Source organism: Promicromonospora sp. NPDC050249 (genome assembly GCF_040656015.1).
Lineage (GTDB): Bacteria > Actinomycetota > Actinomycetes > Actinomycetales > Cellulomonadaceae > Promicromonospora.
On the sequence record NZ_JBFAKY010000006.1, the window covers coordinates 187,001 to 200,716 of the forward strand.

General features: G+C 70.8%; 15 protein-coding genes and 1 riboswitch. Of the genes, 8 read left to right on the forward strand and 7 right to left on the reverse strand.

Features of this window, described 5'->3' with window-relative positions; translation table 11 throughout:
- Nucleotides 1–243 precede the first annotated feature (243 nt).
- Complete coding sequence (locus tag AB0I32_RS06930; RefSeq protein WP_357504201.1) at nt 244–2,178, forward strand: leucine--tRNA ligase; 1,935 nt, start codon at nt 244–246, stop codon at nt 2,176–2,178.
- On the opposite strand, the gene AB0I32_RS06935 is transcribed toward AB0I32_RS06930, so the two are convergent.
- The gene (locus AB0I32_RS06935; RefSeq protein ID WP_357504203.1) at nt 2,175–3,017 is read right to left on the reverse strand and encodes an ion transporter; all 843 of its coding nucleotides are present in this window, start codon (nt 3,015–3,017) and stop codon (nt 2,175–2,177) included. The two genes, AB0I32_RS06930 and AB0I32_RS06935, sit on opposite strands and share 4 nt — an antisense overlap.
- Before the next feature lie 210 nt (nt 3,018–3,227).
- On the opposite strand from AB0I32_RS06935, the gene AB0I32_RS06940 reads away from it, so the two are divergent.
- Nucleotides 3,228–3,494 (forward strand): GlsB/YeaQ/YmgE family stress response membrane protein, encoded by a 267-nt coding sequence (locus AB0I32_RS06940; protein WP_357504205.1) that lies wholly within the window; start codon nt 3,228–3,230, stop codon nt 3,492–3,494.
- Complete coding sequence (locus AB0I32_RS06945; RefSeq protein WP_357504207.1) at nt 3,491–4,432, forward strand: hypothetical protein; 942 nt, start codon at nt 3,491–3,493, stop codon at nt 4,430–4,432. The genes AB0I32_RS06940 and AB0I32_RS06945 overlap by 4 nt, the downstream gene beginning before the upstream one ends.
- A 190-nt stretch (nt 4,433–4,622) precedes the next feature.
- On the opposite strand, the gene AB0I32_RS06950 is transcribed toward AB0I32_RS06945, so the two are convergent.
- A complete protein-coding gene (locus AB0I32_RS06950) occupies nt 4,623–5,312 on the reverse strand; it encodes a C40 family peptidase (RefSeq protein ID WP_357504209.1) in 690 nt (229 codons plus the stop codon).
- A gap of 47 nt (nt 5,313–5,359) precedes the next feature.
- Nucleotides 5,360–5,557: riboswitch (cyclic di-AMP (ydaO/yuaA leader) on the reverse strand.
- A gap of 165 nt (nt 5,558–5,722) precedes the next feature.
- Between AB0I32_RS06950 and AB0I32_RS06955 the strand changes: the two genes are divergently transcribed.
- Together AB0I32_RS06955 and AB0I32_RS06960 are read left to right on the forward strand one after the other, a co-directional pair.
- On the forward strand, nt 5,723–6,616 hold the full coding sequence (locus AB0I32_RS06955; protein ID WP_357504211.1) for a hypothetical protein: 894 nt from the start codon (nt 5,723–5,725) through the stop codon (nt 6,614–6,616).
- A gap of 138 nt (nt 6,617–6,754) precedes the next feature.
- Nucleotides 6,755–7,816, forward strand: coding sequence for a S8 family serine peptidase (locus AB0I32_RS06960; protein ID WP_357504213.1), 1,062 nt, complete (start codon nt 6,755–6,757; stop codon nt 7,814–7,816).
- Nucleotides 7,817–7,894: 78 nt separating this feature from the next.
- On the opposite strand, the gene AB0I32_RS06965 is transcribed toward AB0I32_RS06960, so the two are convergent.
- Both AB0I32_RS06965 and AB0I32_RS06970 read right to left on the reverse strand, forming a co-directional pair.
- Nucleotides 7,895–8,557 carry an NlpC/P60 family protein gene (locus AB0I32_RS06965; RefSeq protein ID WP_357504215.1) on the reverse strand — a complete coding sequence of 221 codons (663 nt, stop codon included), beginning with the start codon at nt 8,555–8,557 and terminating at the stop codon, nt 7,895–7,897.
- A gap of 345 nt (nt 8,558–8,902) precedes the next feature.
- A complete protein-coding gene (locus AB0I32_RS06970) occupies nt 8,903–9,349 on the reverse strand; it encodes an SRPBCC family protein (protein ID WP_357504217.1) in 447 nt (148 codons plus the stop codon).
- 79 nt (nt 9,350–9,428) lie between these two features.
- Between AB0I32_RS06970 and AB0I32_RS06975 the strand changes: the two genes are divergently transcribed.
- Both AB0I32_RS06975 and AB0I32_RS06980 read left to right on the forward strand, forming a co-directional pair.
- Nucleotides 9,429–10,550 carry a crosslink repair DNA glycosylase YcaQ family protein gene (locus tag AB0I32_RS06975; protein ID WP_357504219.1) on the forward strand — a complete coding sequence of 374 codons (1,122 nt, stop codon included), beginning with the start codon at nt 9,429–9,431 and terminating at the stop codon, nt 10,548–10,550.
- Between the two features lie 67 nt (nt 10,551–10,617).
- Nucleotides 10,618–11,136 carry a GNAT family N-acetyltransferase gene (locus AB0I32_RS06980; protein ID WP_357504221.1) on the forward strand — a complete coding sequence of 173 codons (519 nt, stop codon included), beginning with the start codon at nt 10,618–10,620 and terminating at the stop codon, nt 11,134–11,136.
- 47 nt (nt 11,137–11,183) lie between these two features.
- On the opposite strand, the gene AB0I32_RS06985 is transcribed toward AB0I32_RS06980, so the two are convergent.
- Nucleotides 11,184–11,918: a GH25 family lysozyme gene (locus AB0I32_RS06985; protein ID WP_357504224.1), complete on the reverse strand. Its 735-nt coding sequence runs from the start codon at nt 11,916–11,918 to the stop codon at nt 11,184–11,186.
- Nucleotides 11,915–12,433: a DUF664 domain-containing protein gene (locus AB0I32_RS06990; RefSeq protein ID WP_357504226.1), complete on the reverse strand. Its 519-nt coding sequence runs from the start codon at nt 12,431–12,433 to the stop codon at nt 11,915–11,917. The genes AB0I32_RS06985 and AB0I32_RS06990 overlap by 4 nt, the downstream gene beginning before the upstream one ends.
- Before the next feature lie 79 nt (nt 12,434–12,512).
- Between AB0I32_RS06990 and AB0I32_RS06995 the strand changes: the two genes are divergently transcribed.
- Nucleotides 12,513–12,770 carry a hypothetical protein gene (locus AB0I32_RS06995; protein ID WP_357504228.1) on the forward strand — a complete coding sequence of 86 codons (258 nt, stop codon included), beginning with the start codon at nt 12,513–12,515 and terminating at the stop codon, nt 12,768–12,770.
- A 93-nt stretch (nt 12,771–12,863) separates the two neighbouring features.
- Here AB0I32_RS06995 and AB0I32_RS07000 read toward each other — a convergent pair whose 3' ends face one another.
- Nucleotides 12,864–13,367, reverse strand: a complete 504-nt coding sequence (locus AB0I32_RS07000; RefSeq protein ID WP_357504230.1) for an FBP domain-containing protein — start codon at nt 13,365–13,367, stop codon at nt 12,864–12,866.
- Nucleotides 13,368–13,716: the final 349 nt, after the last annotated feature.

Genomic DNA, 13,716 nt, shown 5'->3' on the forward strand with positions numbered 1-13,716 from the left:
GGACCGACCCGGCGCTCGTGCCTCGGGGGACCGGGGGCGGCGTCCTGCCCGAAGCCCCTCTACAGGGCTCCTTTACCCGGCTCGACGGGTGCACGTATCGTTGACGCATGCGCAACGCACGCTCGCTGCTTACCTAGCCGCACCGGACCAGCCCCTCGATCGGGCACACCCGGTGCGGCCGCCCCTCCTTGTGAGGGGCTTTTTCGTGCCCGGACCCGATCGACGCACCGGAGAGCGACAGCGATGAGCGCGACGTACCCCACCCCCCGACCGGCCGACGAAGGTTCGGCGCTGGACCGCCTGTACGAGGCGTCCGACGACGGTGCCCGCTCCCGCCGGTACCTGCTGACGATGTTCCCCTATCCATCGGGCGACCTGCACATGGGCCACGCGGAGGTGTTCGCGATCACGGACGTCGTGGCGCGGCACTGGCGGGCCAAGGGCTTCGACGTGCTCAACCCCGTCGGCTGGGACTCGTTCGGCCTGCCCGCCGAGAACGCGGCGATCCGCCGTGGCGAGCACCCCGCCGCGTACACAGAGACGAACATCGCCACCCAGGCGGCGTCGATCCGGCGCTACGGCGTCTCGTTCGACTGGTCGCGCCGCCTGCACACCCATGAGCCCGACTACTACCGCTGGACCCAGTGGCTGTTCGCCCGGCTGCACGAGCGGGGGCTGGCCTACCGGGCGGCGGCGGAGGTGAACTGGTGCCCGCAGGACCGGACGGTGCTGGCCAACGAGCAGGTGGTCGACGGCGCGTGCGAGCGGTGCGGCACCACCGTCGTCGCCCGCAGCCTGACGCAGTGGTTCTTCCGGATCACTGCCTACGCGGACCGCCTGCTGGACGACATGGAGCTGCTGGAGCCGGGCTGGCCGCCGCACGTGCTGACCATGCAGCGCAACTGGATCGGCCGGGAGGAGGGCCCGGACGGCACCACCTACCGCCTGCACGACTGGCTGGTGTCCCGGCAGCGCTACTGGGGCGCCCCGATCCCCGTGGTGCACTGCGCGGAGTGCGGCGAGGTGGTGGTGCCGGACGACCAGCTGCCCGTCGAGCTGCCCCACCTGGAGGGCGACCAGCTGGTCCCCGGCGACGTCTCGCCGCTGGCCGGAGCCCGGGACTGGGTACGGACGACGTGCCCGCGGTGCGGCGGCCCCGCCGAGCGGGACACCGACACGATGGACACGTTCGTGGACTCGTCCTGGTACTTCCTGCGCTACCTGTCGCCCGGGTACGACGGCGGCCCGTTCCGCCCCGAGGACGCCGCGCGCTGGATGCCCGCCGCGCTGTACGTGGGCGGGGTGGAGCACGCGACGATGCACCTGCTGTACGCGCGGTTCGTGACCAAGGTGCTGTACGACATGGGCCTGGTGCCCTCCCCCGAGCCGTACGCGCGCCTGATGAACCAGGGCCAGGTGGTCAACCACGGCAAGGCGATGAGCAAGTCGCTGGGCAACGGCGTGGACCTGGCGACGGAGCTGGACCGGCACGGGGTGGACGCCGTCCGGCTGGCGATGCTGTTCTCGGGCCCGCCGGAGGACGACGTCGACTGGGCCGACGTCTCGCCGGAGGCGATGCGGAAGTTCCTGGCCCGCGTGCTGCGCCTGGTCCCGGATCGTGGGTCGAGCCTGGCGACACCCAGGTCTCGACAGGCTCGGTCAGCGGACGGACAAGCCCGACCGGCGGAGGGCCTGCGCAGGGCGGTGCATCGCACCGTGCACGACATCGACGGGCTGGTCGAGGCCGGGCGGTTCAACGTGGCGATCGCCCGGCTGATGGAGCTGGTGGGCGAGGTGCGGCGGGCGGCGTCGGACGGCGCGGCGGACCAGCGCGCGGAGACCTACCGCGAGGCGGTCGAGGCGGCGGCCGTGCTGCTGAGCCTGTTCGCCCCGCACACCGCCCAGGAGCTGTGGGAACGGCTGGGCCACTCGACGCCGGTCGCGGCGCAGCCGTGGCCGGCCGTGGACCCGGCTCTGCTGGTGACGACGGAGGTGGAGGCGGTGGTCCAGGTGGACGGCAAGGTGCGCGACCGGCTGCCGGTGCCCGCCGACGTCGCGGCGGCGGACCTGGAGCGGGCCGCCCTGGCCCGGCCGGCCGTCACCCGGGCAGTGGGTGACCGGGCGGTGCGGCGCGTGGTGGTGCGACCGCCGCACCTGGTCAACGTCGTGCTGGCCTAGGCGGTGCCGCCCTCGTCGAGCTTCGCGCGCAGCGAGCGGAGCTCGGCGAGGATCTCGCGGTTCTGCGCGGCCAGGTTGTCGAGGCGCTCGTCCTTCTGCTCGTCGTCCTTGCGCTCCTCCTCGGAGATCTCCTCCATGCCGTTGACGATGACGGCGATGAACAGGTTCAGCACCGCGAAGCTGACCACCAGGATGTAGAGCACGAAGAAGATCCACGCGTACGGCTGGGTCTCCATGACGGCGCGTGCGATGTCGGGCCAGGCCTCGCCCGTCATGGCCTGGAAGAGCGTGAACAGGGACGTCCCGAGGTGCCCGAAGTACTCGGGTGCCGCCTCACCGAACAGTCCCGTCGCGATCACCGCCGACACGTAGATGACCAGCACCAGCAGTGCGCCGACGGCACCCATGCCCGGCACCGCCCGTAGCAGGCCGTCGACGACGCGGCGCAGCGACGGCACCACCGTGATCACGCGCAGCACGCGGAGCACCCGCAGGGCACGCAGGGCGGACAGGGACTCGCTGGCCGGGAGTACCGCGATGCCGACGACGGCGAGGTCGAACAGGTTCCACGGGTCGCGGAAGAACGTGCGACCGTGGGCGACGATCCGCAGGAGCAGCTCGAGCACGAAGAAGCCGAGCATGGTGTGGTCGATGATCACCAGGATCTCGAGCGCAGCCCCGCTCACCATGGTCTCCGCGCCCAGGATCAGGGCGTTCGCCAGGATCACCACGAGAACGAGGTTGACGAACCACCTCTGGTCGAGGAACGCGCGGAGCCGCCCCCGCCAGGTGTGTGGTTCGATCCGTGGCTCGGCCGGTGTGCCGATCGCCTGGTTCATGCGGTCTCCCTAGCTGTCACGTGCCCGGAGTCCTTGCTCCGGTCCTGCCTCAGGCCCTTGCCCGCGCGAACTGTAGCGCGGAGGTGTACGTTGCCTTTGTTGGGCGCATTGTCCCGGTTTGGGACCGATTCGGAGGTTCCGCTGGCAAGTCGGCGCAAACAGTGCTGAGGTAGTGCGCAAGCAAGCCAACCACTCTGGAGGAAACACGCCATGGGTTTCTTTGCTTTTCTCATCCTCGGGCTGATCGCGGGCGTCATCGCACGCATCATCCTCCCCGGCAAGCAGCCGGGCGGCTTCTGGGTCACCCTGCTCCTCGGTGTGCTCGGCGCCATGCTCGGTGGCTGGCTCGGTGGGCTCATCTTCAACGTCAGCCTGGACGAGTTCTGGTCCTGGGAGAGCTGGCTCTTCTCGGTGATCGGCGCGATCATCGTGATCCTGATCGCCCAGGCCATCTTCGGTCGTCGTAAGACCGCTTGATCGCAGTACATCGCGGCCGCGTCGCCACCCTCGTCCTCGTGACGGCGGTGGTCGGCGCGGCCGCGGTCGCGTGTACTGGCGGTGGCGCGCCGTCGTCCGCGAGGGGAGCGGTGCCCGACGACGTCGCCTCTCAGCTGAGCGTCGAGGTGGCGCAGGGCCGCGAGCAGTACGCCGAGCGGGAGATCCGGCTCGAGGTCACCAACGACTCCGACAAGACCTTGACCCTCCTCTCCGGGGCCCTGCGGGCCGTGCAGTTCGGGCCGTCACATCCCATGAAGGAGGGACGCACCCTCGTGCTGCGGCCCGGCGCCACGCGCGCCGTCTACGTGGGGCTGGGCGAGGCGAGGTGCGCAGACCTGGCGGCGGCGGAGGACGGCGCCGCGACGGCCCCGCCGTCCGCCACGATCACGCTCGCCCTCGGCGAGGGCGACGACCTGGGTCCCACGACCGACGTCCTCGTCGACGAGGTGAGCGATCCCGTCGGACACCTCGCCCGGAACCACGCGGTCGACTGCTCGACCGCGGCCGTTGCGGCCGGCGCTGACCTCACCGTTGATCCCGACGTCCCCGTCGAGACGCGCGACGGTGAGCTGATCGCCCTGGTCACCCTGCGGATCGAGCGGGTCGACGGCGGTCCGGAGGTCACCCTCGACCGGATCGCCGGGACGACCTTGATGAGCAGTGCGGACCCGGGTGGCGACGTCTCGGGCTGGGCCGGCCAGGACCTGGCGGGACAAGGATCCGGCGAGGTGGTCCTGGCGGTGGTGCCCGCCCGCTGCGACGTCCATGCGGTGGCCGAGGACAAGCGGGGCACGTTCCTGCCGGTGTCCGCACGCGTCGGCGGCGTCCCGCAGGAGCCTGTCTACGTGCCGATGCCAGACACCGCACGCTCCGACTTCTTCTCCTTCGTCGCGGACTACTGCGACTGGCCGGAGTGAGCGACCCCGGACACGCGAGAGGCGCCGCCTCCGGCGTCGGGCGGAAACCCGGCGCGGAGGCGACGCCTCACGATGTACTGCGGTCGATGTGCTGCGATAGCTCAGGCTCTATCTGTGTCGCCTGAGCCTGCGTTCCCGCTCCGGGCGCGTGCCTCGTTCCTCGGCCCGCACCCTGCGCTGCACCTTCGGCTCAGACGACGCGGATGAACGTCGGGCTGTTCTGCCACATCTCGGTGTAGCGCACCGGCATGCCGGCGGCCCACGCCTCGATGATCATGCCGTCGCCCGCGTACAGGGCCACGTGGCCGGGCGTCCAGACGATGTCGCCGGGCTCCGGGTAGGTGACCTGGTAGCCGGAGCTGAGCATCGCGCCGGACGAGTGCGGCAGGTTCACGCCGAGCTGCGCGTACACGTACTGGATGAGGCCGGAGCAGTCCATGCCCTCGGCCGGCGAGTTACCGCCCAGCACGTACGTGATGCCGAGGTAGTTGAACGCGACGTTGATGGCCTGCTCGCCGACCGGGACGGGGTCCGGCGCGTCGACAGAGACAACGGCGGGACCGCCGCCCTTCTTGCCGTCGGCGCCCGAGGAGGTGCCAAGGGCTTCCATCTCGATCGGCATCTTCGCGTCGGACGGGACGGTGACCGTGGGGGCCCCGGCAACTGCCTGCTTGGCCACCGCGGTGAGGGAGCGCAGGTCGACCGTGTTCAGCTTGGCGGACTTCACGTCGGTCTTCAGGTCCATGGCGGGGGCCGCGTGGGCCGTGGTCGCGATGGTCGAGATCAGGACGCCACCGGCTGCTGCGGCGATGGCTCCTCGGCGGGCTACGGTGCCTGCGTTCTCTGTGGCGGTACGAGCGAGGATGCTCAGCGGTGTCATGGCCGGCCGGCTGTCACGATGCCGTCCGCGAAGGGAGTTCGTCACCTAAATGTCTCCTGTACCGCCTGCGAGGTCAGCTGTCGGGTTCGGGTAGGAGTACACACCCGGCCGCACGGCTACTGGGGGGTTCCGTCCGGCTTCACCCCGAGGGCGACGATGGTGCTGTCGCCCGGGAAGGTGGGTCCCCCGCTCCTGTCTCGAACGTCTGGTCATGAACCGGTGACAGGATTCGGCGTCCGGCTCACGGCCCCACCGATGTGGTGGGGCAGAAGTCAAAGTACACACCTTCCCCAGAAAAGTCACGATCGGGTTACGCATTCCGGTCTCACCCGCCGAAGGCGCAGATTTGCGCCGTTCCGGTCTTCATGGGCTATGACCGACATCACATACATCGGCTACCGTTCGGCGGCATGGGTGAAAGCGCATATCGCGTCTCCGCCTGGTGGGTGCTTCCCATCAGTGCCGTCGTCTGGTGGGTGTGCGGGTTTCTGCCGTGGCTCCTGCAGGCGTTGTACGAGGTCATAGGCCTTACCGAGGCCTCGGTGGTGCGCTCTGCCGAATTCCTGCCCATCCCGATCACCACCGACGACGCGGTGGTCGGCCTGGTCGTCATGGCGCTGATCGGGGGGCTCCTCGGTGGTCTCACGGCGGGCATCCCGGCCTCGGCGAGGGCGGGCGCGGCTGCCGCGACGACGGGCACCTTGCTCGCCATGTCCGTGGCGGGCGGTGCCTCGTGCCTGCTCGCGCTTCGCGGCAGTGCTCCGGGTGACGCGGCGCCGCTCGGGATGCTGGTCGTCACGGTGGCTGCCGGGGTCGTAGGGCTGGCCGCCGGCCTCCTGACGGCCCTGGGCCCGGCCGCCCTGCGCGGGCCCGCGCTCGCCCTGCCTGTCGTGCTCCTGGACGGCTGGCTGTGGGGTCTGGTGCCGGGCAACCTGGTGTCTCCCACCGGCACGTGGTGGACCTTCGCCGTGGCGCTCGGTATCGCGTTCGGCCTGGCGGTGGACAGCCGACCGATCGAGCTGCTCGGCTGGCTGCCGACCGCGGGCATCGTGTGGGTGCTGCAAGCGGCCGGGCCGGCCCTCCTGGCCGTGCAGGAGAACATCTGGCCGGGCTCCGCGCTCACGGAGGACCCGCTGTCCGCGGCGGCGATCGTGGCGCACGAGCTCGCCTCGGCGGCGATGGTGCCCGACAGGCACCAGCTGGGCGCCTGGGTGGTCGCCCTGCTGCTCGGTGCGGCGATCGCAGCGCTCCGGCTCTCCCGGCAAGCGGCGGACGAGGGTGAGCTCTCCGGGGCGTGGGCCTGAGGCGGCAGCCCGCACTGATTGCGATCATGTAAATTTCACCCGCCGTGCGTCGCAGGGCCTGTTCGACGCTTGTCCGGTCCCCATAGTTTTGTCCTAGTTCGTAGGTATCCGGCCCACGAGCGAACAACGGGGGCACATATGAACAGGAAGCCATTCGCCGGCGTCGCCACCTCCGCGGCACTCGTCGTGGCGGTGCTCGTCGCCGTGGCACCCGGTGCGCAGGCCGCCACCAACGACCCCCTGCGGGACAAGCAGTGGGGCCTGGACCAGATCAACGCCGAGGCCGCCTGGTCGGCCGGTACCGGCGAGGGCGCGGTGGTGGCCGTCGTCGACACAGGCGTCGACTTCGACCAGCCGGACCTCGCCGGCCAGCTCCTGCCGGGCGCCACCTTCTCCGGCTGTGCGGACGTGCGCCCGTGCGGTGAGGGGGACTTCAGGGGCCCCGACGGCCAGAACGACGGGGACGAGCACGGCACGCACGTGGCAGGCATCGTCGCCGCCGCGGCCGACAACGGCATAGGCGTCGCGGGTGTGGCCCCCGGCGCCAAGGTCCTCCCGGTCAAGGTCCTCGAGGGGGGCTCTGGCTCGTCCCAGGACATCGCGGACGGCATCCGGTGGGCCGCCGACAACGGCGCCGACGTCATCAACCTCTCGCTGGGCTCCGCCCCTGGCGGGCAGCTGCTGACGATCATCGGCGTCGACACCCTGATGCGCGACGCCATCGCGTACGCCCGTGAGCGCGGGGTGCTCACGGTCGCGGCGGCAGGCAACTCGTCGACGCCGCTGTGCACCGACCCGGCGTTCACCAGCTCGGCGATCTGCGTGGGGGCAACGGACTCGGCCCGCCTCCATGCCTACTACTCGGAGCTCCCGATCAAGCTCGACCTGAAGAGCGTCTCGGCGCCCGGCGGGGCGGGCGGCCTGAACGGGTGCGACGGCGACGTCTGGTCCACGGTGCCCGTTGGCACCGGCTCGGACACGTGCGCAGGCGGCAGCTACGACGCCTACGCGGGCACGTCGATGGCGACGCCGCACGTGGCAGGGGTCGCGGCACTGCTGTACGGCCAGGGCCGGACGATGGCAGAGGTCGAGAGCGCGATCCTCGGCACCGCGCGCGACCCGCTCCTGGGCCTCGTCGGTGTGTGGACCCCGCTGTACGGGTACGGCATCGTCGACGCGGCCGCAGCGGTCGCGTACTGACCCGATCCGCGAGGTAGAGCGCCTGTCCGGCTTCCGCACGGTCTACCCCGTGCGGAAGCCGGACAGGCGCTGAGCAGGTCAGTAGGGGCGGATGTAGACCGCGTAGTCCTGCCACTGGGCCGTGTGGCGCACCGGGGTGCCGTAGTTGGCGGCCTCGACGACCATGCCCTCGCCCGCGTACAGGGAGACGTGGCCCTGGGTCCACACGATGTCGCCGGGGATGGGCGACGCGACCTGGTAGCCCGCCGCCACCATGGACGACGACGAGTGCGGCAGGTCGACGCCGAGCTGGGCGTACACGTACTTGATCAGCCCGGAGCAGTCGAAGCCCGACCCCGGTGACTCGCCGCCGTACGTGTAGGCGATACCGATGTACTGCATGGCGATCGCGACGGCCTGCGCGCCGATGGAACCGTCAGAGGCGTAGTCCGGGGTGGCCGGCTCTACCTCCTCGGCCGCGGCCTCCGTCACCGCCTCGGGCTCGGGCTCGGGCTGCGTGGCGGTCTCCACCACGGGCTCTGGCTCGGGAGCGGGGGTGACCTTGACGGCCTTGCTCTCGATGTTGAGCTTCGCGTCGGTCGCGACCTGCACGGCCGGCGCTGCCGCCAGCTCTTTGCTTGCCAGCCGGTTCGAACCGTCTCCCATGACGGCGTGTGCGCTGGGTGCGAACGCCGTCGCGAGAAGTCCGGACGATGCCGCGATCAGCGCACCCGAGCGGGCGGCGGTACGGGTCACGGTCATCAGGGGAGTGCTAGGAGCGTGAACGGCGCGGTGTCGACCGCGTCGGACGGTGGTACTCACCGAAGTTCTCCAAGTCGCCGGTTTCGCGGGCCCGTACCGGTCTGGGGAATGGGGCTCGCGGTTGTGCCTCCGGTGGCACAACGGATCCGACGCTACATACGGGTCACCACTCTGTCTCGATCAGATAACACTTGTCGTGAAGTACCAAGGTGTGCGAAATGTGGGTAACTTTTTGACAGTCGTCTTTTCCCAGCGTAAGGGCCATTCTTTTGACGAATATGGCCTTTGAGCGCCATGAAAGATCGGCCCGAGAAACAATGCGACACGCCGATCAGCGGTGGTGGGTCAGCCCTTTTCCAGGGTGCGACGCTCCGCCTCGGCCTTCAGGTCGGCCAGCTCCGTGTCCACGAGCTCCCGTGCGCGCGAGCCGAGCGCGAGGTTGGTCAGCCCGGCGAGCATCCCGCTCTGCGCGACCGCCAGCGTGACCTCGGACACGACGTCGGACACGGGTGTGATCCGGTGGGCTACCCCCGACCGCACACCCGGGGTGCTGCTCGACCAGGAGAAGCCGCTGCCCTCGGTGAGGCCGTCCACCTCCCAGACCGCAGGTGGCAGTCCGGGCTGCGTCAGCTCGACACGGGAGCCGACGGCGATGGCCGTCTCGGCCCCCAGGATCGTCACGCTGGTCATGGAGCCGGTCCAGGTAGGCATGCGCTCGACGTCGGACAGCACCTGCCAGACGACGTCGGCGGGCGCCTCCACCCGGGCGCTGGTGCGGTAGGCATGGGCCACGCGCCCCAGGCTACGCCGGGCCCCAGAGGCTGAGCCGGCCGCTCTGGAGGCTGGCGGTGCCCTTCCGTATCCTCGCGGCATGGCTACGCATCGGCTCACCGCGCAGCAGGGGCGGCGCATCGCGCTGCGTGCCCAGCTGCTCGACGCCCGTCGGCCGGTGGACCTGGTGCACCTCGTGGAGGATCTGACGTTCCTCTCGGTGGACCCGACGTCGGCGGTGGCGCCCGCCGTGGACCTCGTCGCCTGGTCGCGGCTCGGCAACGAGTACTGGCAGGGCGCGGTCGACGACGCAATCTCCGACCGCATGCTGTTCCAGCTGCGTGGCACCGTGCGGTCGATGGTCGACCTGCCCCTGTACCTGGAGCAGATGGCCCGCTGGCCCGAGCACGAGACCATGCGGCAGTGGCTCGCCGACAACGCCGAGTTCGAGCGTGAGGTGCTGGCGCTGGTGGAGGCGGACGGGCCGGTGCTCGCCAAGGACGTGCCGGACACCGCCCGCGTGCCGTACACCTGGGGCGCCGAGGGATGGAGCAGTCGCCGCAGCGTGGCCGAGATGCTGGAAGCGCTGAACATGCAGGGCAAGCTCGCGATGGTGGGGCGTCAGGGCAGGCAGCGCCTGTGGGACCTGGCGGAGCGGGTCTATCCGCAGGTCGAGGCCGTGCCGCTGGAGGAGGCGCTCCAGGAACGGGTGGCGCGCCGCCTGGCGGCCGAGGGCATCTCCCGCAAGCGGGTGCAGGGTCGTTCGAGCGACGGCGGCTGGTGGGTGGACATGCCCGGCGAGACGGTGGAGATCGAGGGGGTCGACGGCGAGTGGCGCGCCGATCCCGAGCTGCTCGAGCGGGCGGACGACGAGTTCGAGCCCCGGACCGCGCTGCTGTCCCCGTTCGACGCCATGGCCGCCGACCGGCCGCGGCTCCTCGACCTCTTCGGCTACGAGTACGCGCTCGAGATGTACAAGCCGAAGGGCAAGCGCCGCTGGGGCTACTTCGCGCTGCCGATCCTGCACGGTGAGCGGTTCGTGGGAAAGCTCGACGCGAAGGCGGACCGCAAGGCGGGCGTGCTGAACGTGTTCGCGGTGCACGAGGACCTGCCGTTCGACGGGGCCACCATGGACGCGGTGCATGCCGAGGTGGAGCTGCTCGCCTCGTGGCTGGGGCTGGGCCGGGTCGACTACGCCAGGGAGCCATGGCGCCCCTCCTGACCCGCAGTCAGGTGGTTGAAAGTTTCACCAGTCCCAGCAAGCCCGAAATGCGACTATCATCCGCGAGGTGACGTCGCAGATGATGGTCGACCTGGTTCCCGTGGACGAGGAAGTGCTCGAAGGCCTCCTTGCTCTGGCCGTTGCCGAGGCCCTGCCCGGCGAGGTCATGCCGCCCGCCTCGGGCGAGTCGGCCACCGAACCCCGCACGACCTGGACCGACCTGCGCAAGGGTGCGTTCAGGGAGTACCACCGGCGGTGCCGCGTGAACCCGCACTCCCCGGTCCCCGAGGTGACCTGGGCGGTCAAGGCCAGAGGCAGGATCGTGGGCGCCGCCCGCCTGGCCCTGGTCGACGGCGACCCGGCCGCACGGGAGGTCGGCCTCTGGCTCGGTCGGTCGTACCGCGGTCAGGGCATCTCCGGCGAGGTGGCCTACTGGGCGTTCGCCGCGGCCCAGACCATGGATGCGAAGCGCCTGGTGGCGCGGACGACCGCGCGGTCGGCGATCGTCCGGAAGTCCCTGGAGCGCATCGGCTTCCAGGTGGTGGACAGCGGCGGTGTCCTGGTCGGCACCATCTCGCTGCCCTGAGGTGACCTGCCCTGACGCGCCGAGGCCGACGCGTCCGAGCCGGCGAGTCAGTCCAGGGTGAGGGCCTCGAGCTCCGCGCGCGTGCCCGCGAACACGTTCATGTCGATGTACGGCTCGACGCCGTCGTAGCCGGGCAGCCGGTCGCGGTTCGAGTACTGCCAGACCGTCCACTCGCGACCGTCGGACAGCCCGGGCGCCCACGCGACCGACCGGATCCATACGGGCAGGTCCGGGTAGCGGCCCGCCAGGTAGAGGTCGTAGGCCTCCCCCGTCGCGTACACGATCGGGGCGGCGCCGTAGTGCTCCTCGATCCCGGCGACCAGCGGATCCAGGATCGCGTGCACCTCCTCCGGCGTCGGGTGGTTCTGGAAGTACGAGCCGTAGAACTCCAGGTCGATCACGGGCGGGAGCGTTCCGGGGGTCGCCGGGACCTCGGCGGCGAGCTGTGCGGCCTGGTCGGCCCCCGAGCTCTCGAAGCTCATGAAGTGGTAGGCCCCGACGAGCAGGTCGGTCCGTGTCGCGGCCGCCCAGTTCTCGGCGAACCGCGGGTCGGTGTGCGAGGCGCCCTCGGTGGCCTTGATCCACGCGAAGTCGAGGTCCTGTGCGGCCAGCGCGTCCCAGTCGATCTCCCCCTGGTAGTGCGCGACGTCCACCCCTCGCACGTCGTACCGGGCCGCGAGGATCCGGTTGGGCCAGACGACGCCGTTCGCCACGAGCACGCCGAGCACGCCGAGCACGGTCACGACCGCCGTCGTCGTCCATAGAGCACTGCGTCTGCTCATTCGCCGGTCGCACCGCCCGCCAGCTCGGCGGAGACGTCCAGGTGGCCCGCGTGGCGGGCGTACTCCTGCAGCACGTGGAAGCAGATCCAGGCGAGCGTCGGCGGGTCCTCGGTGAACCGGCCGCCGACTGCGCCGTGCTCGTCCAGGGAGTGTGTCGCGAGCACCTCGCCGGTCACCGTGCCGCCCGCGTGCAGTGCCTCGAGCAGTTCCTCCAGGCCGACGCCGTCGGGAACTGCCCACGGTCCGTCCGGGTCCTCACCCGGGTGGTCACCCCACGGGCGGTCCACCGGCTCCGCCAGGAAGCCCCACCGGAACCAGCGCCGCTCCATGTGCACCAGATGGATCAGCAGATCGAGCGGCGACCAGCCGGAAGGGAGCCGGGAGGCGCGCAGGTCGTCGTCGGACAGGCTGCGCAGCTTGCGGTCCACGGCGTGCCGGTAGTAGTCCAGGTAGGCGGTGAACAGGGCGGCCGGGTCGGCGGTGTCGAGGCGTGGCTCGCGGTCGGAGAGGGGCACGCCGTGAGGCTACTGCGAGACACCGACAACTCCTCCGTAAAGTGCTGTGACATCCGTGCCCCTGGTGCGTCTGTAGTGCATGAAGCAGACCAGGACCAGGATTTACGGCCTCGCCTCGAACCCCTCGGAGTGGGCGGCGCATCGCCGGGCCGTCGTCTTCTCCGTGCGCCGGATGTACCCGGGAGTCGACGCGGAGCGGGCGGCGACCGAGGGCCTGGGCGAGCTGTGCCGCCAGATAGTGGTGCACGGGGCCGTCGACCGGCCGGCCGTCGTGTGGTGCGAGGCCGCGGTCGCGGCCGCCGCGCGCCTGCGGACCGGGGCCGGTTCGGCCGCATGAAGCGGCGATGGTGCGCCCCGGCGCCGTCCGACCGTCCGCATCCGCGCATGTCGGACGCACAGGCCTACGGGACCTGTGCGCCCGACGTGTTCGTCAGCGCGTGCTGCCGACCTCTGCGACGAACCGTGCGGCCCGCTCGCGCAGACCCAGGATGCGCCGGTCGGTGATCAGCTCACGCATGGCCGGGTCGTTGCCCGCCTCGGTGAACGTCGGCATGCGCCGCACGTTGCGCGAGCAGCCGAACTCGGTGCAGATCAGCGTGCCTATCGTGTTCCCGTTGCGTCCCGAGGCGCCGCCCCTGCGGGCGACGTACAGGGAGACGTCGTCGGTGACGACGACGTCCTCGCACCAGGCGCACACGCCCTTGGTGCGCTTGCTCGACTTGGCCTCGGCGGCGCGCAGCAGCACGCCGGTCGGTTCGCCGTCGAGCTCGAGCACCACGTAGGCGGACAGCGGCGCCTTGCGGTCGTGCCACCCGAGGTAGTCGAGGCGCTCCCAGTCGAGCGTGTCGAGGTCGGGGAGGGTGGCCTGGGCGGCCTCCCGCTTGCTCGCGTTCAGGAAGGACGCGCGGATCTGCTTCTCGGTCAGAGGATTCATGGGGTATCGGCTTCCGGTCGTTCGGAGGCCACCGGCCGGGCATCGGCCGTCGCGAGGAGCGCGACAACGCCTCGGTCACCGATTCGTTCGGTCACCGGGCCGGCAGGCGGCAGGGCAGGGGACGACGCGGCGCCCGCCCTCCGGCGTCCGGCGACAGCGCACACGACCGCCGAAGCGGTCGGTGCTGTCGCAGGTGATTCAGAGAGGGGTGACGCGGGTTCGGGAACTGCCCGAGCAGGCCGCGACGGCCGCCCCGCATCCCGCGGTGAATTCCCGCATCTCTCGCTCCTCGTGTGATCCCTGAGTCCGGCCGGGCAAGATCGCCGCACAGCCGACCCGTCGATGCTAC

Coding starts and splice junctions, on each gene's coding strand:
- AB0I32_RS06960 (WP_357504213.1), top strand. CDS start 6,755: ATGAACAGGAAGCCATTCGCCGGCGTCGCCACCTCCGCGGCACTCGTC.
- AB0I32_RS06930 (WP_357504201.1), top strand. CDS start 244: ATGAGCGCGACGTACCCCACCCCCCGACCGGCCGACGAAGGTTCGGCG.
- AB0I32_RS06950 (WP_357504209.1), bottom strand. CDS start 5,312: ATGACACCGCTGAGCATCCTCGCTCGTACCGCCACAGAGAACGCAGGC.
- AB0I32_RS06985 (WP_357504224.1), bottom strand. CDS start 11,918: ATGAGCAGACGCAGTGCTCTATGGACGACGACGGCGGTCGTGACCGTG.
- AB0I32_RS06975 (WP_357504219.1), top strand. CDS start 9,429: ATGGCTACGCATCGGCTCACCGCGCAGCAGGGGCGGCGCATCGCGCTG.
- AB0I32_RS06935 (WP_357504203.1), bottom strand. CDS start 3,017: ATGAACCAGGCGATCGGCACACCGGCCGAGCCACGGATCGAACCACAC.
- AB0I32_RS06965 (WP_357504215.1), bottom strand. CDS start 8,557: ATGACCGTGACCCGTACCGCCGCCCGCTCGGGTGCGCTGATCGCGGCA.
- AB0I32_RS07000 (WP_357504230.1), bottom strand. CDS start 13,367: ATGAATCCTCTGACCGAGAAGCAGATCCGCGCGTCCTTCCTGAACGCG.
- AB0I32_RS06955 (WP_357504211.1), top strand. CDS start 5,723: ATGGGTGAAAGCGCATATCGCGTCTCCGCCTGGTGGGTGCTTCCCATC.
- AB0I32_RS06995 (WP_357504228.1), top strand. CDS start 12,513: ATGAAGCAGACCAGGACCAGGATTTACGGCCTCGCCTCGAACCCCTCG.
- AB0I32_RS06940 (WP_357504205.1), top strand. CDS start 3,228: ATGGGTTTCTTTGCTTTTCTCATCCTCGGGCTGATCGCGGGCGTCATC.